This window comes from Microcoleus sp. N9_B4, assembly GCF_036701635.1.
GTDB lineage: Bacteria > Cyanobacteriota > Cyanobacteriia > Cyanobacteriales > Microcoleaceae > Microcoleus.
Map to the genome: position 1 here is coordinate 52,162 of NZ_JAUBRC010000037.1, position 22,476 is coordinate 74,637.

Here is a 22,476-nt window from a genome sequence, read left to right on the forward strand (position 1 = left end):
CGTTATTATCCGTTATGGTGGCGCTCCGGCAACAGAAATTCGGTATTTAACTTATTATCAGCAACGCCTTTAAGTTCGGGTACAAATTCTGTTCCTTTGAGCCTCATGCCGAGTTCAAACAGAATTTCTGCCATATCGTCTCTAGAAACTTTAACATCTCTGAGCATGGAAAAGCGACGATCGAGCTCTTCAAAAACCTGTGTTTTCAAAGTGCGGGTTTCTTCAGATAGTCGCTCTCTGGTTTGGGAGAGTTCGTCACGAAGCGAACTGGTTTGATTGTCTATAGCCTCGTCGAGGGCTTCCATGCTGCTGGAGAATTTGCGGTTAACGCGATCGACTTGCTGACGGATATCTGCGCTTTCTTCTTGGGTGTTTGAGGTGAGCGATTTAACTTTTTTTTCTAATGAATCAACTGCCGCCTTCATTTCTGTGGACAGAACTGTTTTCACCTGTTCGATGCGAGTTTGCATATCTTGCTGCATCATCGACAAGTCGGAATCTATTTTATCGAAGCGATTGTCGTATTCTCTAAGCTGCGCCCCGAAAATTATATCCCGGATCTGGTCGATATTTCCCAGCCGTTCCCGCATTTCTTCTTTAGTTATTTCCGCCATGCTTTTACCTCGAATCTCCTAAAATGGTGAGTTTAAGAACTGCGCTAGTGATTGATGACCGTTGTTGGCGGCACTAGCTTTTTTGAGTGAGGGGGCTTTTATTTTTTGAACTCTCACCCCTGCGTCGGGGAGGGGATTTTTTAGAGTTTTGACTCTAAATATCCTGAGATACAAATTCTTGGGCCGAGTCCTGTCACCAAAAATGACGGTTTGCTATCCTTGCCTTGCAGCAAGCTCAGAGGAGCGTAGACTTTCCTGCTATACAGCGGGGTAGGTTTTAATGTCTTGACTGACATCCTCAATGATATCGCATCTTGACAACAGTGCCTCATAGCATAGCGCCTGGGGTACGCTAAAAAGCGGGCGCGCGCTCCACGTCCAATTATATATAAGATATAACTCGAAAGCTGGGTCGATCGCCGATCGGCTCCGAGGGATGTTGCGTTTGAGCAGAAAGCACTTATACAGCCGAACTCGGCCCATCTCTCCCCCTCGAACCGTCTCCTCCTCGGATCGCCCTATAAAAATTCATAGGGCCCGATCGACAGCGATCAGACCCAATAATATGAGAACTTTGTTTTTTCTAACAAACGAGATGTTTCCGGTTGAGAACTTTTACTTACTAGGGTTTACAACTTGTGCAGCTTTACTTTTAATCCGCAACGACAACTAAGTCTGACTCGACTGCGGTTTGGCTTGACTGCTCGATCAGCAGTTTGCCACTATTCCAAGTTGTGTTCGGTTAATTTCTGCTGCTCCTGGGAATCTAGACCGGAGACACCATGCCTATATCCTCGAACTTTCTTTCTAAATATAGCGACCTCCTTTCTCTTTCTGTCCCGGTGTCTATTATTAAGTTAGCATGGCCTTTCGGAGCAGTAAAGCACTATTTGCAAAACTTGATAGGTCTTTACATTACTAAGTATAATGATATGAATATCCACATAGATGTAAGTTAGCACTCACGCACTCCGAACAAAGAAACCGGGTTTTTTCACCGAGATTGAGGATTTTAAGCAAGTATTTTGGTTGAAAAACCCGGTTTCTGGACACCCGTGCGTAAGTCCTATAAATTCTATTGTTGCTACATCTTTACATACTTAAGTGTTTTTGTCATGTCTATTTCTCCTAAGTTTCTCAGTGGCAGCCAAATCCGCCAAACATTCCTCGACTTTTACGCTCAGCGGGGACATAAGATATTGCCGAGTGCTTCTTTGGTGCCGGAAGATCCGACAGTGTTGCTGACGATCGCCGGAATGCTGCAATTCAAGCCGATATTTCTCGGACAGCGCGCCGCCGAATCACCGCGCGCCACCACTTCTCAAAAGTGCATCCGCACCAACGACATCGAAAACGTCGGCCGCACCGCCCGCCACCACACGTTTTTTGAAATGTTGGGTAACTTCAGTTTCGGGGATTATTTCAAGAAACAGGCGATCGCCTGGGCGTGGGAACTTTCCACGGAAGTTTTCGGTTTACCAGCGTCCAATTTGGTTGTTAGTGTTTTCCGAGAAGATGACGAAGCTTTTGCGATTTGGCGCGATGAAATTGGCATTCCGGGCGATCGGATTCAGCGCATGGGAGAAGATGACAATTTCTGGCAATCCGGCCCGACTGGCCCCTGCGGCCCGTGTTCGGAGATTTACTATGATTTCCACCCAGAAAGAGGCGACAATATTGACCTCGAAGATGATAGCAGGTTTATTGAATTCTACAACCTGGTTTTCATGCAGTACAATAAAGATGCAGAGGGCAATTTAACACCGCTGCAAAATCAAAATATTGATACTGGCATGGGATTGGAACGGATGGCGCAAATCCTCCAGAAAGTCCCCAATAATTACGAAACAGATTTGATTTTTCCGATCGTTCAATCGGCGGCGGAACTTGCCGGAATTGATTACCACAATAGCGATGAAAAAGTCAAGGTTTCGCTGAAAGTAATTGGCGATCATATTCGGGCTGTGGTGCACATGATTGCGGACGAAATTCGCGCGTCGAATGTGGGTCGGGGTTACATTTTGCGGCGGTTGATTCGCCGGGTAGTGCGCCACGGGCGGCTGATTGGAATTCAGGGCGAATTTACGGTGCGGGTGGCTGAAAGTGCGATCGGCCTTTCGGAAGCAGCTTATCCGAACGTGCGATCGCGGGAAGCTCAAATTAAGGCGGAATTGGCAAGGGAAGAGGCGCAGTTTCTCAAGACTTTGGAACGCGGAGAGAAGCTGCTGGAGGAAATTGTCGATCGCACAAAACAGCAAACCAACCAACAAATCAGCGGTAAAGATGCTTTCACTCTTTACGATACCTACGGTTTCCCCTTAGAACTGACTCAAGAAATTGCTGAGGAAGAGGGAATTACTGTCGATGTAGACGGCTTTAAAGCAGAGATGGAGGAACAGCAAACTCGCGGTAAAAATGCTCGCCAAACAATTGATTTGACGGTGCAGGGTTCTTTGGATAAGTTGGCTGAAACAATCCAAGGAACTGAGTTTGTCGGTTATGCTGAATTGTCTAGTTTAGCTGAGGTGGAAGTTATCTTGGTTGACGGCAAATCTGTGGAGGAAGCAGCCGCAGGTACTGAGGTACAAGTTGTTTTGAACCAAACGCCGTTTTATGCTGAATCTGGCGGACAAATTGGGGATAAAGGTTATTTGAACGGCAGCATTCAGGGAGAGAATGCAGAGGGTTTGTTAGTAAGAGTTGATGATGTGAAGAAGGAATCGGATTTCTTCGTGCATTTCGGCTTTGTGGAACGGGGAACGCTGAGAGTGGGCGATAGTATTACTGCGAAGATTGACAATAGCGGTCGCCGCCGAATTCAGGCTAACCACACAGCAACTCACTTATTACAATCAGCTTTGCGAAAAATTGTAGACGATTCGATTTCGCAAGCTGGTTCGCTGGTATCGTCAGAGAGATTGCGGTTTGATTTCAATTCTCCGCGCGCTGTCACAGCAGAAGAGTTGCAGAAAATTGAGGATTTAGTTAATAGTTGGATTGCTGAGGCGCACGCTGCGGTCGTTGCAGAAATGCCGATCGCCCAAGCGAGGGAAAAAGGCGCGACTGCGATGTTTGGCGAGAAGTACGGCGATGTGGTGCGGGTGATCGATTTTCCCGGCGTTTCGATGGAATTGTGCGGGGGGACTCACGTCAGCAATACGGCTGAAATCGGGCTGTTTAAGATTGTTTCCGAGGCGGGGGTTGCGGCTGGTACTCGCCGGATTGAGGCGGTTTCGGGCCAGGCTGTTTTGGATTATTTGAATGTGCGTGACAGGGTTGTGCGCGATTTGGGCGATCGATTTAAGGCGAAGCCTGAAGAATTGCCGAACCGGATTACTAATTTGCAGAATGAGTTGAAGGATACTCAGAAACATTTGGCTGCTGTGAAGTCGGAATTGGCGATCGCGAAATCCGACCAGTTGCTGAGTGCGGCGGAGGCGATCGGGGAATTCAAAATCATTGTAGCTCAATTGGGTGATGTGGATACGGAAGCGCTGAAAACTGCGGCAGAAAGATTGCAGCAAAAGTTAGGAAATGCTGCGGTTGTTTTGGCATCAATTCCTGAACCGGATAAGGTAAGTTTGGTGGCAGCTTTTAGTCCTGAAGTCAATAAGAAAGGATTGCAAGCTGGCAAGTTTATCGGGGGAATTGCTCAAATTTGCGGCGGAAAAGGCGGCGGGCGGCCTAATTTGGCGCAAGCTGGGGGACGCGATGCAAGTAAGTTGCAGGAAGCGTTGGAAAGTGCTCGCAATTTGTTAGTTGAAGGGTTGGGGTAATTACTCGGATCGGGTGATTTATGGGAAACTGTAGGGGCGGGTTTCACCAACCATAATTGCCAATAATCGACAATCCGATAAACCCGCCCCACCCAACCATAAATCACAATGTACATGGTGCTTGTAGGGGCGGGTTCACCAACCATAATCGTCAATAATCGACAATCTCGAAAACCCGCCCCCACCCCACGAAAAATACTACATTTTCCGATGCGATGCAAATTCCAGGTTGATGTGGGCGATCGGTGGTGGGGGGCGGGTTTATCTAGATTGTTGGTATTCGTTAGATATTGTTGGTGGAACCCGCCCCTACAAAATCTGGGTAAAGGTATTGTGCCAAAATCCCTGGTTTTTCCCGCGCCAAAAATGTAAAATATCCCAAACATGGGTAGTGCAATGAAAAGCAAAAAACAAACCTATTTCGACCTGATAGAATCCCTGATCAACTCCCCCAACGAGGAAGCACAAATCGCCATCCTGAAATCCAAGGAAAAACGGATCGATGATGACTTTGCGGGATTTTTACGGAAGTGGGCAACTAAAATCATAGCAGAAAAAAAATACCGCCAAGCTAGAGACATTATTATTAATATTTTAGAATTCAGTAACTTGATTCAAGAGTTTCCACTGGGTAGCAAAAGCAGCAATATGGAAATTGCCATTGCAGGATATGAGGTGGCACTGAAAATTTTTAACCGATATGATGATCCCGAAAACTGGGGATATATTCAAAATAATTTAGCAACTGCTTACAGGAACAGAATCACAGGAGAAAGGCAGGATAATCTAGAAAAGACGATCGCATTTTATGAAGCAGCTAGTGAAGTTCTTTCCCGCGATGCTTTTCCGCAAGAATGGGCGAGGACTCAAAATAATTTGGCTGCTGCTTACCGTAGCAGAATCAAAGGAGAACGGGGTGAGAATATCGAAAGGGCGATCGCATTTTTTGAAGCTGCTTTAGAAGTTGGTACCCGCGATGCTTTCCCGCAAGATTGGGCTCATACTCAAAATAATTTGGCAAATGCTTACTATTCCAGAATCCAGGGAGACAGGGGAGAGAATATAGAAAGGGCGATCGCATTTTTTGAAGCTGCTTTACAAGTTCGCACCCGCGATGATTTTCCCCAAGATTGGGCTGCGACTCAAAATAATTTGGCAATTGCTTACAGTGACAGAATCAAGGGAGACAGGGGTGATAATTTAGAAAGGGCGATCGCATTTTTTGAAGCAGTGTTACAAGTTCGCACCCGCGATGCTTTTCCCCAAGATTGGGCTGCGACTCAAAATAATTTGGGAGAAGCTTACAGATACAGAATCCAGGGAGACAGGGGTGATAATTTAGAAAGGGCGATCGCATTTTATGAAGCAGCTTTACAAGTTTGCACCCGCCAAGCTTTTCCCCAAGATTGGGCTGCGACTCAAAATAATTTGGCAATTGCTTACAGTGACAGAATCAAGGGAGACAGGGGAGAGAATATAGAAAGGGCGATCGCATTTTATGAAGCTGCTTTACAAGTTCGCACCCGCGATGCTTTTCCCCAAGATTGGGCTGGGACTCAAAATAATTTGGCAATTGCTTACAGTGACAGAATCAAGGGAGACAGGGGTGATAATTTAGAAAGGGCAATCGCCCTTTATGAAGCAGTTTTACAAGTTCGCACCCGCGAAGCTTTTCCCCAAGATTGGGCAAGGACTCAAAATAATTTGGCAACTGCTTACAGTGACAGAATCCACGGAGACAGGGGTGATAATTTAGAAAGGGCGATCGGATTTTATGAAGCTGCTTTACAAGTTCGCACCCGCGAAGCTTTTCCCCAAAATTGGGCTGGGACTCAAAATAATTTGGCAACTGCTTACAGTGACAGAATCCAGGGAGACAGGGGAGAGAATATAGAAAGGGCGATTAAATGTCAAAAACGTGCTTTAGAAGTTTACACTCCTACCACCTTACCCCGTGAGTGTCTGCGAAGTGGGCAAAACTTAGGCAATTTAGGATTTGCAGAAAGTTTGTGGGAAACAGCCATATTCGGCTACGAAAAAGCCATCCAAGCAGTCGAACAAAGCCGCGAGTGGATCACATCCGACAACCGCAAACGAGAAATCATCGAAGAAAATCTCGATGTCTACGAAAAAATGATGCAATCCTGCATCATTCACCAACAATATGACAAAGCCCTGCAAACAATCGAACGCAGCAAATCCCGCTACCTAGTCGAACTCTTCACCAACAGCGAAATCTACCCCAAAACAGCCACCGAAACCGAGAAACAGCAACTCCAAAACCTGCGCCGCCAAATCGCCGCCTCCCAACAACTCCTAGAAACAGAAACCCCATCTCCTCCCCCTCTTTCTCCCCCCCTTACCAACGGGGGACCGGGGGGGGTTCCCGAAGACTTTCCCTCACAACGCACAACCCAAACCCGCAGCCTCAGCCCCGAATATTTCCAACAACAAAAAGCCAAATTAGAAACAACATCACAGCAACTAGCACAACTGCTAGAACAAATAAAACAGCGAGAACCAGAATTCACCCTAACTCAAAAAGTCGAGCCCATCGACATCACCAAATTTCAACAAACCTTAGACACCGAAACAGCAATCATAGAATGGTACATCGGCAATGACTCCTACCCCGATGATAGCTGGGGAGGATCGGTCTTCATCATCACCCGCGACAGCATAAAACCAGTCACATATACCACAACCGAAATAGCCGAATTAGAAACCTGGAAAAACAACTATCTCGACGAATACCGCAACCAAAACACCAACACAACCTGGCAAAAAACCCTATCCCAAAAACTCGAAAAACTCTCAGAAGTCCTGCGATTAAACGAGATAATCGCCCACATCCCCCCCAACTGCAAACAACTAATCCTAGTACCCCACCGCTACCTGCACCTATTCCCCCTCCACGCCCTACAATTCACCTCAGAAACCCGATTTAAAGAAAAAACTAACTTTCGCGGCTACCTCCTCGACAGCTTCCCCGCAGGCGTGAAATACGCCCCCAGCTTGCAACTGCTGGAACTCGTAAAAAATCGCATCACCACCAGAAACTCCCCCCCACCAAATCAGCAACAACTATTTGCCCTCCAGAATCCCACCGAAGACTTATTCAACGCCGACATGGAAGTAGAAACCATCAAAACCAGATTCAATCCGCATCAAATATTACTCAAAAAACAAGCCACAAAAACCGCCCTCAACGAAAACCGAGAAAACCTCTCAAACGCCAACTACCTGCACTTTTCCTGTCACGGCATCTTCAACTTTGACTATCCGCTGCTGTCATCCTTAGTGTTAGCCGATTCCCTGGAACCGCAAACCTCACCCCCGCCCCCAGAGTCAAATCAGCCCGCTGAAAAACAGCGCTATGTCACCCTACGCAGCGGCAGAAAAGCCATCCCAGAAAAATGCCTCACCCTGCGAGAAATCTTTGCCGAATTGCAGTTACCGCAGTGCAGTCTCGTCACACTTTCCGCCTGCGAAACCGGGTTAACCACCTCAACCGCAATGACGGATGAATACATTGGTTTACCCAGCGGTTTCTTGTATGCGGGTAGCATGAATGTTGTCAGCAGTCTGTGGGCTGTCGATGATTTTGCCACCGCAATTTTAATGATTAAATTTTATCAGGAATTGCCGGATGCAGATTCAGTCGCCCTCGCTTTGAATGCGGCGCAAAACTGGATGCGCGGGGTGAGTATGGAGGATTTTCGAGTTTGGGTAGGATTGTTAAATTTAGATGAAAAATCGAGCGAAAGTGTGAAAGATTGGTTAAGTTATATACCCAAGGCTAAGCAGCCTTTTGTTCATCCTAAGTATTGGGCGGCATTCTGTGCTACTGGATATTAGATCGGGTGGGTATTATAATGGTTTTAAGGTTAAACCGAAAGGCCGCCAGGGAATGAATTCCACGGGCATTTTAGCGAAAGTCCTCACTCAGAGGACTGAAGAGTTATACTCAATTCGAGTTATTCACCTCCTTCTACTCGTTCCCAGGCTCTGCCTGGTAACGCACATCCGGAGGCTCTGCCTCCAAATTTCCTGCTAGAAAAGCGAGGCAGAGCCTCTAGACATCGGTTCCCAGGCAGAGCCGGGAAACCAGTTGAAAAGCGAGGCAGAGCCTCTAGACATCGGTTCCCAGGCAGAGCCGGGGAACCAGTTGAAATCACATTTTATTAACGGAGGATTAGACTGTGAAAATTCACAAAAATATCGCTACCTTTCTATACTGGCTGAAGGAAGAACCGAGCATTTTCTTGCCGGAAGCATGGCGCGATTTACCCAACTTAGAGGACGAAATAGCAAACTTAGCAGATAATGAATCTTTAATTGCTGAAGCTATCAAAAATTGGTGTATAGAGCGCGACTTAGGAGAGCAATTAAGAGATTGTCTGCGAAAAGATTTCTACGATGCGGGCGAACCCACCCCAAGTACAACACCGCCACTAACCAATATCACTCAAACCCTGCGTACCAGCATTGAAGATAGCTACAAAAAGCTTCAAGAAATCGCAGCAAATAATCAATCAGATACCAGCAATGACTCCAACTAGCAAAATCTATGCCCCCAACGTTTATCTATTTGCCTTTCACCTCTGCAACGCCATAGAATCAGAGTCGAATTCCCCTGTGGACTCCGCCAGTTTGTGGCAGAAGTGCGATGAGATTTTGCAAACTAAATTAGCAGTCAGTACAAAATTTAATGACAGCTATTTTCACAAAAAAGAGGAACCTGTCGGCTTCCGAGTTGAGCTGATTAATAAACAAGTTGTTGGCAACCGCAAGTCTCTACCCTTTGATAAGGAGATTTCGGTTGAAAATCAGCAAATTCCTGTCAAGGGTTTTGCCCTACCGCTGCGAATTGATGACAGCTATGCCCTGGGTTTAAAAATTTTTGTCCCAGAAAAAGTTAACAGCATTAAAACACCTGCTGTCGATGTTAGCATCTTCAAGGAATTTAATCCCGATAACTGCTTGCTGCCGGATTTCGTGCAGAGTTATTTCGGGCAAACTCTGCTGCTTACAGCTTGGCTGAGTGTCGAACAAAATCAGGCGGCGCGGGCAGATTCCCAGTTTCTCCAAGCTTTAGGCAAACAGTGCTTGGAAAAGTTGATTGCCGGTCAAAATATGCCGGATTTTTACCGTCAAGGCGAGTTATTCGGCAGTCCGATTTTGGAGTATGGTAATCCGAGTCAGCCCGATAGTTACTGTCACATTATTATCTGGTTTTTCAACAGTCCGACAACTGATGAAATCTGGGATGAGACGCGGTACAGCGATTTTATGGATTTGTTTTTGTACCGAAATAAGATTCTTCGTGCTTATCACGACAGCCGCAAGCTTTACGCCGTGACTCGCGAGGAATACAAACAAATTGAACTGGATATTGACAAGACTTTTAAGTATTTGCAGCGAGATAAAGCTCAGCAGAGGCAATCGAAAGGTGCGGGTTTAAAGGAAGAAGAATTAAAATATCTGGAAACTCAGATGATTGAGATGCCGCCTCGGGCTGTGAAGTATGCCCGAATGCTGATTGATTTAGAGTTTCGCCAAAATACGATCGCCATTAACGCCCAAAATTACCAGGATAAATTAAATCAAATAAGTCTTGACTTAAAAGCAAGAAACAAGTACAATGATAGTGATCCCAATTTAAGTTTCCTCGAAACATTCAGCAAAGAAACTTGCCCGCAGTTTCAAAGGCAGATTCAAGCAGATTTAGGCTATTTCAAACACGGTTCCGGCTTGCTAGACCAAGCAACCGAGGCAATTCGAGCTATTGTGGCGATCGAAGAAGCTTATCGGGATGCGAAACTAGAGGTAACGATTCAAGCTGTCGGCTTTGGTTTGGGAGTAGCCGGCGTAGTGGCTGGCAGTTCTCCTTATTTGATTAAACAAGACCCGCCGAATCAAATGATTGCTTTGCCTTTCCTGAAGGTGGGAATTAATTCTTTTGCCTTGGTATTGTTGATTAGTATCGGTGCGGGGGTTGTAGTTTGGGGTGGGGTTTTGTTACTGGCAAATTCCAAGAATCTACTAGGTAAGTTCAAGAATCTACTAAGTAGAAATAAACAGTTGCCGCCGCCATAATCCCGGTTCCGGGCGGGCAATTCACCCGCCCCAGAAAAAGATTGAGCTTAATATTGAGGTACAGACGGGTCTACTTCTTCACTCCAAGCAGTAATTCCGCCCTTAACATTAATCCCCTCAATTCCAGCTTCCTTCAAAATCCCCAAAGCCTTCGCAGAACGCCCGCCCATTTTGCAGTGTGCAATCAAGCGGTGGCCGTTCAACAATTCCTTGACCTTAGCGACACCTGCGCCGTGTTCGATATCCGGCAAAGGAACCAAAACCGACCCAGGAATTTGACAAATTTGATACTCGTTGGGATTGCGAACATCCAACAATACAAAATCCTTCGCACCGCTGTCGATTAACTCCTTAAGTTGCGTGACAGTCATCTCAGGAACTTGCGTTTGTTGACTTGCTTCCTGCGCTTTAGCTTGAGGAATGCCACAGAATTGTTCGTAATCGATTAACTTTTCAATTACCGGACGCACTGGATTCGGCCGCAGTTTCAATTGCCGGAACGTCATATCTAAGGCATTGTAAAGCAACAGTCTGCCACTCAAAGTAGTGCCTTGACCTAAGATAATCTTGATAGCTTCCGTTGCTTGGATAGAACCGACAACTCCGCACAAAACGCCTAAAACGCCACCTTCTGCACAAGAAGGAACCATCCCAGGAGGCGGGGGTTCCGGGTACAAATCGCGGTAATTCGGGCCGCCTTCGTAGTTGAAAACTGTTGCTTGCCCTTCAAATCGGAAGATGGAACCGTAGACGTTGGGTTTGTTTAAAAGCACGCAAACGTCGTTCATCAAATAGCGAGTCGGGAAGTTGTCCGTACCGTCGATGATGATATCGTAAGGAGTGGCAATGTCGATCGCATTTTCCGAACTAACGCGAGTTTCGTACAAATCAACTTGACAAAAAGGATTAATTTCTAAAATCCGATTTTTAGCCGACTCAATCTTCGGTTTCCCAACCCAAGAAGTGCCGTGAATTACCTGCCGCTGCAAGTTGGAATGGTCAACAATATCAAAGTCTACAATCCCAATGCGGCCAACACCGGCGGCTGCTAAATACAGCAGCAGCGGCGAACCGAGGCCTCCCGTACCGATGCAGAGCACGCTGGCAGCTTTGAGACGCTTCTGCCCATCCAATCCAACTTCTGGGAGGATCAGGTGGCGAGAGTAGCGTTCGTATTCTTGTTTGTTGAGCTGGATCTCGTCCAGATTAGGATTTAGCATGATATTGTGTGTAGCGCAGATTTTGAATTATATCCTATCTGAATCTTTCGCATTTTTACGTGTTTGTTATCTTTACTAATTATTTCTTAATCTCAGTCGGTTCCAGTGGGAGAATTTCCTCTGCTTGAAAGTTCCCCTCTCCGTCAAGACTCCAACTGCGAAGGTCTTCCGAACAGCCTTGTCGGACGGACACAATAATATAAGAGTATTCGGCCCAGGCCAATGTCCGATCGCACTCTGAGGGCACTGCGGGACAATCCGTGTGAGAATGATATATACCGATAATATCCAGATTGCGATCGCGCCCATGTTTCATCGCCCGCAACATATCTTCGGGCTTAATAGCATATCTGCGTCTTTCTGTCAATCCTTTTTGTTCCGGCCAATTCTCCTCAGCTTCCGCACTCCAAGCATTTTGAGTCGGCCAAACTTCTACTAAAGTTTTAACATCGCCAGTAACTCGACCGAGCAACAAACCGCAGCATTCTTCAGGATAAGTGCTTTCGGCGTGGGTGCGGATTGATAAAATTTGAGAGTCGGAAAGTGCGATCGGCTGCATAGGATTTTATTGTAGATTTTATTGTAGTTTTTTTTGTAAAGTGCGATTAAGAGCGGGATAGCTACGCTTCACGGGCTTTTTTTTAATTGTGGAACAGGCCTCTTGCCTGTTCAATACTGGCTTTTCTGGAGATGTCTATTAATTTGAGGTTCCTGTAGCTGTTTGCAAAACAGTTCTATAAGCAATGACAGCTTCAGTTTGGTTAACATATCCTACATATTGACTCAATACAGAAAAGTCTAACTCAGGCAAAAATTCACTGCGGGAAATTAACTCATAACCAGACTCCCGCAAGTGGTAAAGAGAAAATTGATCGTTAGCCCAAAACCAGACTTCAGGAACTTGCAAACCGCGATACACTTCTAGTTTGTCAACTCCACCGCTAGTGAGAGCAATTTCGATCGCAATATCAGGGATTTCTGCAAGTGCACCCAAGCAGTAACACTCATCCGGTTCGGCACCCCGTCTCACAGCTTCGCGGCGAAATGTAGCACTTCCGTAACCGTTGAGATTAATTAGCCTTTCAACCGCATAGGTTTCTATCAAGCGGGCAATAATTTTTTTAAGCCTTTCATGTTCTGGCGAAGTCGTCATAATAATTTCTAACGTTCCTTCCAAGTAAGTCATCCTGGGAAATTCATCGACAAACATATCGGAAAGTTGTTCGTATTGCTTCCAAGTCACATCATATAGAATTATGCGCTGTTCAGTCGCTGGATCGAGAGTTTTTGGATCTAAAAGTAGCATAAATAATTACCTGCACTTAAGATATCTAAACGTTAGATATTTCTGCTCTTTCTCACTCTTCTTCTCTGTGTCCTCTGCGCCCTCTGCGGTTCATTAAAAAAGTTCCTATATAAATTTAACGAACCGCGAAGACGCTTATGACACAAAGGAAGAGAAGAGAAGGGGAAAAAGAGTTAATTCAATCAAGAGGGAGTTTGCTGCAACTCAGGCCGCTCATCTGGGACGATCGCACCTTCGACAGGACACACCTGCAAACAAATACCGCAGTCAATACAGGTATCAAAATCAATCCAAAACCAATCAGTACCCTTGACATTTTTGCCGGGGCCGGGGTGAATGCAAGCAACCGGACAAGCGCCAACGCAATCAGCAATTCCCTCGCAAATATTCGTAACAATAGTGTGTGCCATAGTGTTCTCTCAAAAGATTTTATATCAATTCCGGTTGCACCGGAATGATGTTGACTGTTGACTGTTGACTGTTGACTGTGAATCGAACAACTGAAAATTGCGCCGAGATAGGTAGCGACTTGTAAAAATCCTTCCTGAATTGCCCTCTAATTTATCATTCCGATGCAGCCAGAAACGATATTAGGTAGATCGGGAATTAGCAATTAGCAATTGGCAAAACCTTCTCTCAATCAGCAGGATACATAATATCATATCGGGTGATTTTTAACCAATTACCAACTACTAATTACCAATTACCAATTAGCCTAATTTACCGTTTCAATTGTTGGCAATCCTTCGGCATTTACCCAAGCAATTTGAGCAATTCGTCGATCGCGCGCGTATTCCCGCGCCGACTCCGCAGTCTCCCGACTCTCCAAATCTATTTCTACCCGAACGAGGTGAGTAGACTCTCGGAGTTTGCGAGCATAAGCAAACGCGGCGGCACTAGCTTCAGGAGTTTGAGGCACAACCAACCAGTCGCTAGCTGGCGTCTGGGTGGGCAATTGCCCCTCTGTCAGCAAAACTTGGTGCAAATCTTCAATATTTAGACAAAACCCGATGCCGGGGGAATTTTGCCCTTGCGGGTCGAACAGTCCCAAAAGTTGGTCGTAGCGCCCCCCTTGTCCTAAAACTCGCTGTCCTGTCTTGCTGCTGCTGACAACTTCAAACACAATTCCAGTGTAGTAGTCAAATGTTTGAATTAAACTCAAATCGAGGTGAATGTGGGATTTGAGATTGGGAATTTTTGACTGGCATTGGTGCAGCAATTCGATCGCAGATTTGAGATTATTTAACGCGGCTTGCTGCGGCAAATCTAAATCCAGTTTGGCAACAATTGGCAACACCTCTTCTGGGCGGCCGCGCAAGTCAAATAACAGCAGAGCTCTGTCTCGCAATTCGGTTGACAGCGGCAAAGTTTCCAAGGCAATTCGATCGAGATTGGCGATCGCCCCCCGAACTTTTTGGCGCACGTTTGGCGGAAACGGTTCCAGCAATGTTGCAGTCAAGCCCGCTTCTCCCAAAACCAAATGCCACTCATCTATTTCCAAGCTCTGCAAGCACTCAGACAGCAGCAGCAGCACTTCCGCATCCGCAACCGCCCCCCCCGCGCCGAGCAGCTCTACCCCAGCTTGATAGAACTCCTGTTGCCCGCCTGAGCCAGTATCTGGGCCCTTGCGGAACACGTTAGCGTTGTAGTAGAGGCGCTGAGGCTGCCAGCGAGTCCCGGCCATCCGCATTGCAGCCGCGCGGGCGATGGATGCTGTCAATTCCGGCCGCAAACCAAGTTCTCCATCCTCGGCGTCTTGCAATTGAATTAAGGTCGATCGGTCGATCGCGCCCCCAGCCATCAATGTCTCCAGCCTTTCTAGAGTAGAGGTAATAATCCGGTGATAGCCCCAGCGGTGAAAAACCTGCTGTAAGCGCCGTTCGATCGAAATTTTTTGAGCAACGTCAAGGGGCAATAAATCTCTTGCACCCGATGGGGGTTGGTGAACCATATCAATTTTAGATTTTAGACTTTAGATTTTAGATTGGGCTTAGAAGCTTAGCTTTAGGGACGGTGTTAAAGTCGAAGAAGGCAAGCTTAACCTTCGACTTTAACAAATTAAGGTGTCATCTCAATTTTAGATTTTAGATTTTAGATTTTAGATTGGGCTTAGAAGCTTAGCTTTAGGGGACGGTGTTAAAGTCGAAGCAGGCCAGCTTAACCTTCGACTTTAACAAATTCAGGCGTCATATCGTTTTCGTTTGCATCGGAATAATCATTTTCCCCGTCAGTGCGATCGTCCCGTTCTTTCTGGAGCATCCGCGATCGCGGGACGATCATACTGACGGTATAATTCCGACTGCGATCGGATGTGATATCACCAACTCTTGATTCTTTTGAGCGAGATCGCTCCACTGCTGAGCAGTTTACCAATTTCTAAATATTCAAGACTCACAACTCACAACTTCTCACTTCTTCTTCCCGCCAAACAAACTTGCAAAAAATCCTGGTTTCTCGTCACCTTTTTTTGCCTTTGCGGAAGCTTGTTCCAGCTTTTTCTTAACCTCCAAAGCCGTCGGTTCTTCAGGATTTGATGCCAAAGCTTTGTTCATCTCAAGTTTGGCCATTGTGGCTTGATTTTGTTCAAGGTAACACATTGCTAACATAGCGTGAGCCTTGCTGTGTTTCGGATCGCGCTTCAGGGCTTCCCTCAACTCCAAACTTCCTTTAGCGTAATTTTTGCTGTCCATAAATCCTTGAGCTCGGCGGCAATAGGCTTCGGTCTGCGAGTCTATTACCGGAGGTGGAGTTGTGGTTGGGGTTGGGGTTGGGGTTGGGGGGTCTGTTTTTTTTACGTCGGTTGGGGGAGGTGGTGGCGGGGTTGCAATGCCACGCTCTTTTCGCAGCAGGTAAACCATGTTGAGTTCGCTAATTTGATCGATCGCCTCTTGCGTTTCCTTAACTGATTCGTACTGCTTGAGAGCGAGTTTGCTAACTGCTGTTTTGTAAGCTTCTTCCCAATTTTTAGCGGTAGCTAACTGTTTGGCTGCTTCGCTTTCAATTTGCATTTTCGCCTGTTCTTTAACGACGCGCTTGGCGATGGCTGCTAATAGCAGGCTGTATTCTTTGCGATCGCTTTCCTTAGAGAATTTGTTGTAAGCCGGATTGACTACTTTTGACAAAAATTGGTTAGCCCAATCTTTATCGGCTTGGCTTTCAAAAGAGCAAGTATCCGAATGCAACCGGCGGGCGATTTTCATGTAGCGCTTGCGGATGTCGTTAAACTCGGCGTCTAAGGGAACTCCCAAAATTGCGTGCTGATCTGTAAAATCATACTTGAACAGCCCTTTTGTCATTTCAAAAGACATAAATTTTACTCTTCCTTTCCTGGCTTTTCACTATTCTTTAATGTAGCTTGAGTCAAGGGGTTCTGACCCCCGTACTACCCCCGATCTATTGCTGCGGGCACGCTACTTCCAAGAAGATAAGGGAGGAACTGCTAGCAGTGCGCTGCTGAGTTCGGCGTGTATTTTGCCGTTTGTGGCCAAAATCCGACCCGAGCTCATCTCAAAGGCACTGCCGTCATAAGCTGTAATTTGACCTCCGGCTTCGGAGACGATGAGTACACCCGCTGCTACGTCCCAAGGGGCGAGTCCCCGTTCCCAGTATCCGTCCGATCGCCCCATCGCCAGGTGTGCGAGGTCTAGGGATGCGGAACCGCTGCGCCGCACGCCTTGGGTGAGGTGGGTGAGGTGACAGAATTCGGCATAATTATTGTCTGCTGTTTCCCGCCGATCGTATGCAAAGCCAGTGACTAGCAAGCTGGTTCTCAATTCTGAGATTTGGGAAACTTCGATCGGCAAACGGTTGCAGGTTGCTCCCAATCCTTTGCCGGCCCGAAACAATTCATTATGAAAAGGGTCGTAAATTACTCCAATTTGTGGTATACCGTCGATTAAAAGTCCGATCGACACGGCCCAAAAAGGATATTGGTGAGCATAATTGGTTGTGCCGTCCAAAGGGTCGATCGCCCACAGGTATTTGCTGCTGGCATCTCCTAATTTGCCGGATTCTTCGGCGAGGATGGCGTGGTGGGGTACGTGGCGGCCGAGAATTTCTAAGATGACGGCTTCTGAGGCTTTGTCGGCTTCTGTGACTAAATCGCCCGATCGCCCTTTTTCTTGAATTTTTTCTAATTTTCCGCAGAAAGATTTCAGGACGGAACCGGCGGCTAGGGCTGCTTCGGTGGCTATTTCTAAGAAGTTTTGCAGTTGATTGTCAGTCATTTGTTAGTTGTTATAGCGGAAGGAAGAAGGAAGAAGGAAGAAGGAAGAAGGAAGAGGAAGTACGAACCGCGAAGACGCGAAGGACACGAAGGAAGAGGGAAGAGGGAAGAGGGAAGAAGGAAGAAGGAAGAATGAAATCATTGCTCATTAGTTGTTAGTTATAACTGAGGAGTTTTTATTCATTGACTACTGACTAATGACTACTGACTAATGACTAATGACTACTTACTATTTCCGATTTTGCTGGCGAAATTCTGCGGGAGTTTGGCGCAAAGCTCGTTCTGGATTCCACAGGCCTTTACCCATGAGTCTCGCCCATTCTTGAGCGTTGATGAGTCGCTGCTGGTATTTGGTGTTGGGCGATCGCACTGAGGCCAGGGCATAACCTTCTTTGATTAGCTGTTCGTTGAGCAAATTTTTATCTTGCCACAAGTAGGCTAGTTTGCGATCGAACTGGTCTTTCTCTTCGATGTCTGATTCTAACAATACCTGTTTTCCCCCAATTAGCTGTTCTAGTCTTTGTTTGGCTGCTTCTCCCCAAGGCTGCTGTTTTAAATCCGGCGCATCAATACCAATCAGCCTGATTTGTTCTAATAAGGCTATTTTGTCGGCTGTACTGATAACTTCGATTGTTTGGCCGCTGATGGCCCTTTCTACTTTGGCGATCGTACCTTGGGGCATTTCTGGTTTTTGGCAGCTAGCTAACAACAGACAAAGGGCGATCGCCAATAATCGATAAAGCATGGATAATTGGTAGTTGATTATTTATCAAATTGCCTTATTCTTCATCCAACGGCAAACCGGCTTTAACTTTACCTTTGCCGAAGTAACGGCCGAATTGCAGTTCGTACACTTCGTCTTCGTCTTGCGTCTCTACCTCGATGTTGGAACGGGGATAGCTGACGCACAGCAGGGCATAACCTTCTTTTTGCAGTTCCACCGAAAGCCCCATTGCTTCTGGCTGGTGCACTTCCCCCGACTTGACGCGCACCGCACAGGCGGTACAAGCGCCGTTGCGGCAGGAAAAGGGCAATTCTACTCCTTGGTTTTCGGCGCTTTGCAGGATGTAGCGGTCTTCGGGTACTCGCACAGTGTGGCGCGCTCCCGTTTGTCTGTTATGAATTTTAATTGTGTAAGAGCGAGTCATGGAATTTTAGATTTTAGATTTTAGATTTTAGATTGGGGTTTGCGGGGCCAAATCCTTTAGATGAAAGAGTTTGCCACACAGGGAGGAGAATCCGGCCTGCCCGTTTGACACCCTACCCCCCATTAAACAGCAAATTTATGCCGTTACCCCTTCCCAAATCAGATTTGTTCTGCTAAGATAGTTTAGCTGTGGCTAAATGAATGAATTTAGCCCTGGAGAGGTGGCCGAGCGGTTGAAGGCGCACGCCTGGAAAGTGTGTTTAGGGCAACTTAACGAGGGTTCGAATCCCTCCCTCTCCGTTAAACAAGCTGTTTAGGCAAAAAAAACAGCTTGCAAAAAAAATCTCTGATCTGAGATAAATACTTTGATTATTAGCGATATCCCTTGAATTCTTTTAGAAAAATCAAGGGATATCGCTTTTCAATGTTTGATTGTCAATTAGGGCGATCGCGCCGAGAATAAACACCCAGATATAATGCCAATACTAGAAAACCATAGTGACCTACACCAATCGCCACCGTTTGCAGCAAAGCGTCGCTTTCTGCTGGCTCAATTGCTGTTTGAATGTCAATTAGGGAATTTGAGATTTTAAATTTTAGATTTTAGATTGAGGTAATTTATATCGAACTTAGCATCAGCGAGATTTGCCCCTCTGAAGGAAGTACCCTCAGCATTTCCAATCTCTCGAACAATAGCCGAGAAAGACACAAACGCAAACCAAAGATACAGCAGCGACAGCAAACCGAAACACATACCCCAAAACAGTTTGTGAGTGCTCAGAAAAGCGCTCGCCGTTGCACTGAACAAAAAAGCCGCTGCGTAAGTCGCCACACTTCCAGCCGATGCGATCGCCACCTGTGCAAATTGGCTAAGAATCCGGGAATTCACAAAAAACATTAACACCCCGCCGATCGACATTCCAGCAAGAGCAGCCTGGGAATTATTATTAGTTGCAGTCCCAGCATAGAAAAATCCCAGCAAAGCTCCTGATAGAATAGCAGAAATTGTTCGTGCCAATCTACCCGCTTTTGAGGTTTTTGGCTGTTTGCTGGCGATCGCCGAAGCGATACCAGCAGCGCTCAAAACCCCGTACAGCAACAGAACAAAAGGCCAACTGCGAGAGTCCGGTACTTGTCCTTGGGCTCCCAAAATCAGTCGAGTCAGAACATCGCCCACAACCAAACAAATCGCGATCGCCCCCGCACTCAAAACAGCAATCTGTCGCCGAGAAAGCCCGATTTTTGCACCGATAAAATTCGCACCCGCTAACTGAGCATTTCTAAAATTGCAGCCTCTAACATCCGCACCGCTGAAATCAGCACCGTTAAGAACTTGTCCTTGGAACGATCGATTTCGTAAAATTTGATTGCTAAAATTATTGGAATCCGAATACTTCATATTAGTAGAGGATGCTGGAAAATATATAAATCTGTTAGTGTTTCCGTCCCCAATCTAAAATCTAAAATGGTATGACTTATCGGCCCACGTTCAAACAAATTTGGCATATTCTCGGTTTCGGAATATTGCTCGCACCAATACTACTCTACAACATTCCCTACTTTTTGCGTCCCCAACAAACAAACGAAGCCCGATCGCTCTTTCAAGGAATAGCCTACCGCAGGGAATTTCGGACTAATCCGCGTCCCACCCTAATTCACATTGTTAGCATCGACCTAAAAGCGCCGGGAATAGGAATTTTTGTCACTCCCGGAAACCCAACAGCCGATTTAACAGAAACCCATGCCCGCACCGCTACTAAATTCCTGAAAGAATTTAAATTGCAATTAGCAGTCAACGGCAACTTTTTTTATCCCTGCATCGAGGAAGCACCTTGGGATTACTATCCCCGCAGTGGCGATCGAGTAAATAATGTCGGACACGCCATTGCCAAAAGACAAGCTTATTCTCAACCACATTCAGGCTTTCCCGCCCTTTGTTTTGATGCCAAAAACCGCGCTGAAATAATCGAAAACGGCACTTGTCCTGCGGGAACAGCCTATGCAGTTGCCGGAGATAATTTGCTGGTAAAAAATGGCAAACCCGTAGCACAAAGTCAAAAAGAACGCAAACAGGATAAACCCTATCCCCGTGCAGTCGCGGCGATCGACAAAACAGGCGACAAGTTGTGGCTAATTCTGGCAGACGGCAAGCAGAGGCTTTACAGTGAAGGGCTGAAATTGAGCGAAATAACTGATATTTCGATGCAGTTGGGAGCCGAGACAGTGCTGAATTTAGATGGCGGCGGGTCGGTAACTTTTGCAGTAGCATCGCCGTCAGGAGCGAAACTCTTGAATGCTCCGATTCAGAATAAAATTCCCATGCAGGAACGTCCAATTTCCAATCATTTGGGATTTTACGCGCGAGATAATAATGATGCCTCCGCATACTCAAATAAATAGGGTATTGATGGCCTTCATTACTAATACAAAAATTCGCTTAAATACCCACAAAATTTCTTATTCAGCAGTGAGTTTTTTTAAAATCTGCCCAAAATCCGGGAATTTTTGCTACGATTGTAAAGAAACGTAACAAAAATAAATATATAATTGGCTTATGGAAATTAGCGAAATCCAAGCAGCGCTGCAAAGTTCGGATTCTCAAGAGAGGCTGCGGGGGGTAACGGCTCTGAGAAACTGCGATTCTGCGGTGGCGCTACCGATGTTGCTGAGCAAAGTGGAGGATCAGGAGTTTATGGTGCGATCGTTCGTGGCGATGGGATTGCGGCAGATTCAAACTGGGGAAGCTTTTGCGGCGCTGTTAAAAATGATGCAGTTCGATCGCGATCCGAACGTGCGCGCCGAAGCCGCTAACTCTTTGTCAAGGTTCGGAACCGAGGCAATTTCTCATTTAGTCGAAGCTTTTCGCCGCGATGACAATTGGCTCGTCCGCCGCAGTATCATGGCTCCGCTGTATGAAATGCAGTGTCCTGATGCAGTATTTGAAATTTGTGCGATCGGTCTTGGTGGCGAAGATTTACCAGTTCAGGAAGCAGCAATTGACGGATTTGGTGTGCTGGCAAATACTGTGAAGCAAGAAGAGGCATTGCAGCAATTATTACCTCTAGTAAGTTCGGATTACTGGGGCATTCGGCTGCGAGTTGCTCGCGCACTGAGCAAATTTGACAATCCTCAAGCTCGCGCTGCTGTGAGCTATTTGGCAAAAGATCGAGATTATCGGGTTGCAGGTGCGACTTTGGAAGCTTCGCTTTAAAACAACGGCTTACAAGCTCAACTGTGCTATCTGCGGTATCTTGCCGAAAAAAACCCGGCCCAGGGAATCTTCACGGGGTTCTACGGCGAGGAATGGATCGAAGAGTATATTCACGAATTTTTGTTCAATTGGGAACAGAAGCTGGCACAATTGGTAAGTAACAAGAATTAATTTTAATAGAAGCTTCAGCCACTACACTTATTAGTGTAGGTTGGCATGAGGAAAATGCCAATGGTCAAAAAAAATCGCAATGTAGTTAGTTCCAATTCAGAAAGTAAAGTCAAAGTCGGACTTTCGCTGACTTCTTCTAGTGCCGATCGATTAAACGTGATCGCTCGCAAGCTCGGAATATCAAGGTCGGAACTCCTAGAACGCTTGGCACAAGGCGCTCTGGATATTTCTAAGGACAAGACGGAAGTTACTGTCACTTGGAAAAAAGGTGAAGAAACTGAGGTAGAGGCAGCCCACTTGCAAGGGGAAACAGCCGAAGAAAGCGAAATTAATGACGCTGTAACGCCAGAAACTCTATCGGACTCGGTGAGTGTAAAGCCAAATCCGTTGCCAGAAAGTTACGAAAGTTTACAGCAGCAGTTGAGTGAACGCGAAAGTTCGATCGCTTCTTTGCAGCAGCAATTGGCTACCGAAAAGCAAAATCTCGAAAGCCAATTAGCCGAAACAGTAGCGAAGTCAAGTTACGAAAGTTTACAACAGCAGTTGAGTGAACGCGAAAGTTCGATCGCTTCTTTGCAGCAGCAATTGGCTACCGAAAAGCAAAATCTCGAAAGCCAATTAGCCGAAACAGTAGCGAAGTCAAGTTACGAAAGTTTACAGCAGCAGTTGAGTGAACGCGAAAGTTCGATCGCTTCTTTGCAGCAGCA

The 22,476-nt window shown here is 46.3% G+C and carries 21 protein-coding genes and 1 tRNA gene; 10 read left to right on the forward strand and 12 right to left on the reverse strand.

Features of this window, described 5'->3' with window-relative positions:
- Positions 1-5 precede the first annotated feature (5 nt).
- Complete coding sequence (locus QUA43_RS22340; RefSeq protein WP_333376597.1) at positions 6-614, reverse strand: hypothetical protein; 609 nt, start codon at positions 612-614, stop codon at positions 6-8.
- Between the two features lie 1,115 nt (positions 615-1,729).
- Here QUA43_RS22340 and alaS point away from each other — a divergent pair.
- From alaS to QUA43_RS22360, 4 genes are all read left to right on the forward strand, one after another.
- The gene (gene alaS, locus QUA43_RS22345) at positions 1,730-4,390 is read left to right on the forward strand and encodes an alanine--tRNA ligase (RefSeq protein ID WP_333376599.1); all 2,661 of its coding nucleotides are present in this window, start codon (positions 1,730-1,732) and stop codon (positions 4,388-4,390) included.
- A gap of 396 nt (positions 4,391-4,786) precedes the next feature.
- Complete coding sequence (locus QUA43_RS22350) at positions 4,787-8,248, forward strand: CHAT domain-containing tetratricopeptide repeat protein (RefSeq protein ID WP_333376600.1); 3,462 nt, start codon at positions 4,787-4,789, stop codon at positions 8,246-8,248.
- A gap of 344 nt (positions 8,249-8,592) precedes the next feature.
- Positions 8,593-8,952, forward strand: coding sequence for a hypothetical protein (locus tag QUA43_RS22355; RefSeq protein WP_333376602.1), 360 nt, complete (start codon positions 8,593-8,595; stop codon positions 8,950-8,952).
- Positions 8,939-10,489 (forward strand): hypothetical protein, encoded by a 1,551-nt coding sequence (locus QUA43_RS22360; RefSeq protein WP_333376604.1) that lies wholly within the window; start codon positions 8,939-8,941, stop codon positions 10,487-10,489. Before QUA43_RS22355 ends, QUA43_RS22360 begins: the two co-directional genes overlap by 14 nt.
- 47 nt (positions 10,490-10,536) lie before the next feature.
- Here the strand turns inward: QUA43_RS22360 and moeB are convergent, their stop codons facing one another.
- From moeB to QUA43_RS22400, 8 genes are all read right to left on the reverse strand, one after another.
- Positions 10,537-11,709, reverse strand: coding sequence for a molybdopterin-synthase adenylyltransferase MoeB (moeB, locus tag QUA43_RS22365; protein WP_333376605.1), 1,173 nt, complete (start codon positions 11,707-11,709; stop codon positions 10,537-10,539).
- 79 nt (positions 11,710-11,788) lie between these two features.
- A complete protein-coding gene (locus tag QUA43_RS22370; RefSeq protein ID WP_333376607.1) occupies positions 11,789-12,268 on the reverse strand; it encodes a M67 family metallopeptidase in 480 nt (159 codons plus the stop codon).
- Positions 12,269-12,406: 138 nt separating this feature from the next.
- Complete coding sequence (locus tag QUA43_RS22375; protein ID WP_333376609.1) at positions 12,407-13,015, reverse strand: Uma2 family endonuclease; 609 nt, start codon at positions 13,013-13,015, stop codon at positions 12,407-12,409.
- A gap of 182 nt (positions 13,016-13,197) precedes the next feature.
- Complete coding sequence (locus QUA43_RS22380) at positions 13,198-13,425, reverse strand: indolepyruvate ferredoxin oxidoreductase subunit alpha (protein WP_006635695.1); 228 nt, start codon at positions 13,423-13,425, stop codon at positions 13,198-13,200.
- A gap of 305 nt (positions 13,426-13,730) precedes the next feature.
- A complete protein-coding gene (locus QUA43_RS22385) occupies positions 13,731-14,966 on the reverse strand; it encodes an ATP phosphoribosyltransferase regulatory subunit (RefSeq protein ID WP_333376611.1) in 1,236 nt (411 codons plus the stop codon).
- Positions 14,967-15,172: 206 nt separating this feature from the next.
- On the reverse strand, positions 15,173-15,370 hold the full coding sequence (locus tag QUA43_RS22390; RefSeq protein WP_333376613.1) for a hypothetical protein: 198 nt from the start codon (positions 15,368-15,370) through the stop codon (positions 15,173-15,175).
- 53 nt (positions 15,371-15,423) lie between these two features.
- Positions 15,424-16,323, reverse strand: coding sequence for a tetratricopeptide repeat protein (locus QUA43_RS22395; protein ID WP_333376615.1), 900 nt, complete (start codon positions 16,321-16,323; stop codon positions 15,424-15,426).
- 102 nt (positions 16,324-16,425) lie between these two features.
- Positions 16,426-17,241 (reverse strand): inositol monophosphatase family protein, encoded by an 816-nt coding sequence (locus tag QUA43_RS22400; RefSeq protein ID WP_333376616.1) that lies wholly within the window; start codon positions 17,239-17,241, stop codon positions 16,426-16,428.
- Here QUA43_RS22400 and QUA43_RS22405 point away from each other — a divergent pair.
- Complete coding sequence (locus tag QUA43_RS22405; RefSeq protein ID WP_333376618.1) at positions 17,227-17,376, forward strand: hypothetical protein; 150 nt, start codon at positions 17,227-17,229, stop codon at positions 17,374-17,376. The two genes, QUA43_RS22400 and QUA43_RS22405, sit on opposite strands and share 15 nt — an antisense overlap.
- Positions 17,377-17,469: 93 nt before the next feature.
- Here the strand turns inward: QUA43_RS22405 and QUA43_RS22410 are convergent, their stop codons facing one another.
- Entirely contained in the window at positions 17,470-17,985 is a 516-nt protein-coding gene (locus tag QUA43_RS22410; RefSeq protein ID WP_333376619.1) for a thermonuclease family protein, read from the reverse strand.
- Between the two features lie 34 nt (positions 17,986-18,019).
- Positions 18,020-18,388, reverse strand: coding sequence for a 2Fe-2S iron-sulfur cluster-binding protein (locus QUA43_RS22415; RefSeq protein WP_333376621.1), 369 nt, complete (start codon positions 18,386-18,388; stop codon positions 18,020-18,022).
- Positions 18,389-18,602: 214 nt separating this feature from the next.
- Between QUA43_RS22415 and QUA43_RS22420 the strand changes: the two genes are divergently transcribed.
- Positions 18,603-18,687: transfer RNA gene (locus QUA43_RS22420), tRNA-Ser, on the forward strand.
- A 289-nt stretch (positions 18,688-18,976) separates the two neighbouring features.
- Here QUA43_RS22420 and QUA43_RS22425 read toward each other — a convergent pair.
- On the reverse strand, positions 18,977-19,786 hold the full coding sequence (locus QUA43_RS22425; protein WP_333376622.1) for a pentapeptide repeat-containing protein: 810 nt from the start codon (positions 19,784-19,786) through the stop codon (positions 18,977-18,979).
- 71 nt (positions 19,787-19,857) lie between these two features.
- Between QUA43_RS22425 and QUA43_RS22430 the strand changes: the two genes are divergently transcribed.
- The 4 genes from QUA43_RS22430 to QUA43_RS22445 form a co-directional block, all read left to right on the forward strand.
- Complete coding sequence (locus QUA43_RS22430) at positions 19,858-20,787, forward strand: phosphodiester glycosidase family protein (RefSeq protein WP_333376624.1); 930 nt, start codon at positions 19,858-19,860, stop codon at positions 20,785-20,787.
- 154 nt (positions 20,788-20,941) lie between these two features.
- A complete protein-coding gene (locus tag QUA43_RS22435; RefSeq protein ID WP_333376626.1) occupies positions 20,942-21,598 on the forward strand; it encodes a HEAT repeat domain-containing protein in 657 nt (218 codons plus the stop codon).
- Between the two features lie 21 nt (positions 21,599-21,619).
- A complete protein-coding gene (locus tag QUA43_RS22440) occupies positions 21,620-21,769 on the forward strand; it encodes a hypothetical protein (RefSeq protein WP_333376631.1) in 150 nt (49 codons plus the stop codon).
- A gap of 60 nt (positions 21,770-21,829) precedes the next feature.
- Positions 21,830-22,476: ribbon-helix-helix protein, CopG family (locus QUA43_RS22445; protein ID WP_333376628.1), on the forward strand; the 647-nt coding region annotated here is incomplete at its 3' end.

Coding starts and splice junctions, on each gene's coding strand:
- QUA43_RS22340 (WP_333376597.1), bottom strand. CDS start 614: ATGGCGGAAATAACTAAAGAAGAAATGCGGGAACGGCTGGGAAATATC.
- alaS (WP_333376599.1), top strand. CDS start 1,730: ATGTCTATTTCTCCTAAGTTTCTCAGTGGCAGCCAAATCCGCCAAACA.
- QUA43_RS22350 (WP_333376600.1), top strand. CDS start 4,787: ATGAAAAGCAAAAAACAAACCTATTTCGACCTGATAGAATCCCTGATC.
- QUA43_RS22360 (WP_333376604.1), top strand. CDS start 8,939: ATGACTCCAACTAGCAAAATCTATGCCCCCAACGTTTATCTATTTGCC.
- moeB (WP_333376605.1), bottom strand. CDS start 11,709: ATGCTAAATCCTAATCTGGACGAGATCCAGCTCAACAAACAAGAATAC.
- QUA43_RS22370 (WP_333376607.1), bottom strand. CDS start 12,268: ATGCAGCCGATCGCACTTTCCGACTCTCAAATTTTATCAATCCGCACC.
- QUA43_RS22375 (WP_333376609.1), bottom strand. CDS start 13,015: ATGCTACTTTTAGATCCAAAAACTCTCGATCCAGCGACTGAACAGCGC.
- QUA43_RS22380 (WP_006635695.1), bottom strand. CDS start 13,425: ATGGCACACACTATTGTTACGAATATTTGCGAGGGAATTGCTGATTGC.
- QUA43_RS22385 (WP_333376611.1), bottom strand. CDS start 14,966: ATGGTTCACCAACCCCCATCGGGTGCAAGAGATTTATTGCCCCTTGAC.
- QUA43_RS22395 (WP_333376615.1), bottom strand. CDS start 16,323: ATGTCTTTTGAAATGACAAAAGGGCTGTTCAAGTATGATTTTACAGAT.
- QUA43_RS22400 (WP_333376616.1), bottom strand. CDS start 17,241: ATGACTGACAATCAACTGCAAAACTTCTTAGAAATAGCCACCGAAGCA.
- QUA43_RS22410 (WP_333376619.1), bottom strand. CDS start 17,985: ATGCTTTATCGATTATTGGCGATCGCCCTTTGTCTGTTGTTAGCTAGC.
- QUA43_RS22415 (WP_333376621.1), bottom strand. CDS start 18,388: ATGACTCGCTCTTACACAATTAAAATTCATAACAGACAAACGGGAGCG.
- QUA43_RS22425 (WP_333376622.1), bottom strand. CDS start 19,786: ATGAAGTATTCGGATTCCAATAATTTTAGCAATCAAATTTTACGAAAT.
- QUA43_RS22430 (WP_333376624.1), top strand. CDS start 19,858: ATGACTTATCGGCCCACGTTCAAACAAATTTGGCATATTCTCGGTTTC.
- QUA43_RS22435 (WP_333376626.1), top strand. CDS start 20,942: ATGGAAATTAGCGAAATCCAAGCAGCGCTGCAAAGTTCGGATTCTCAA.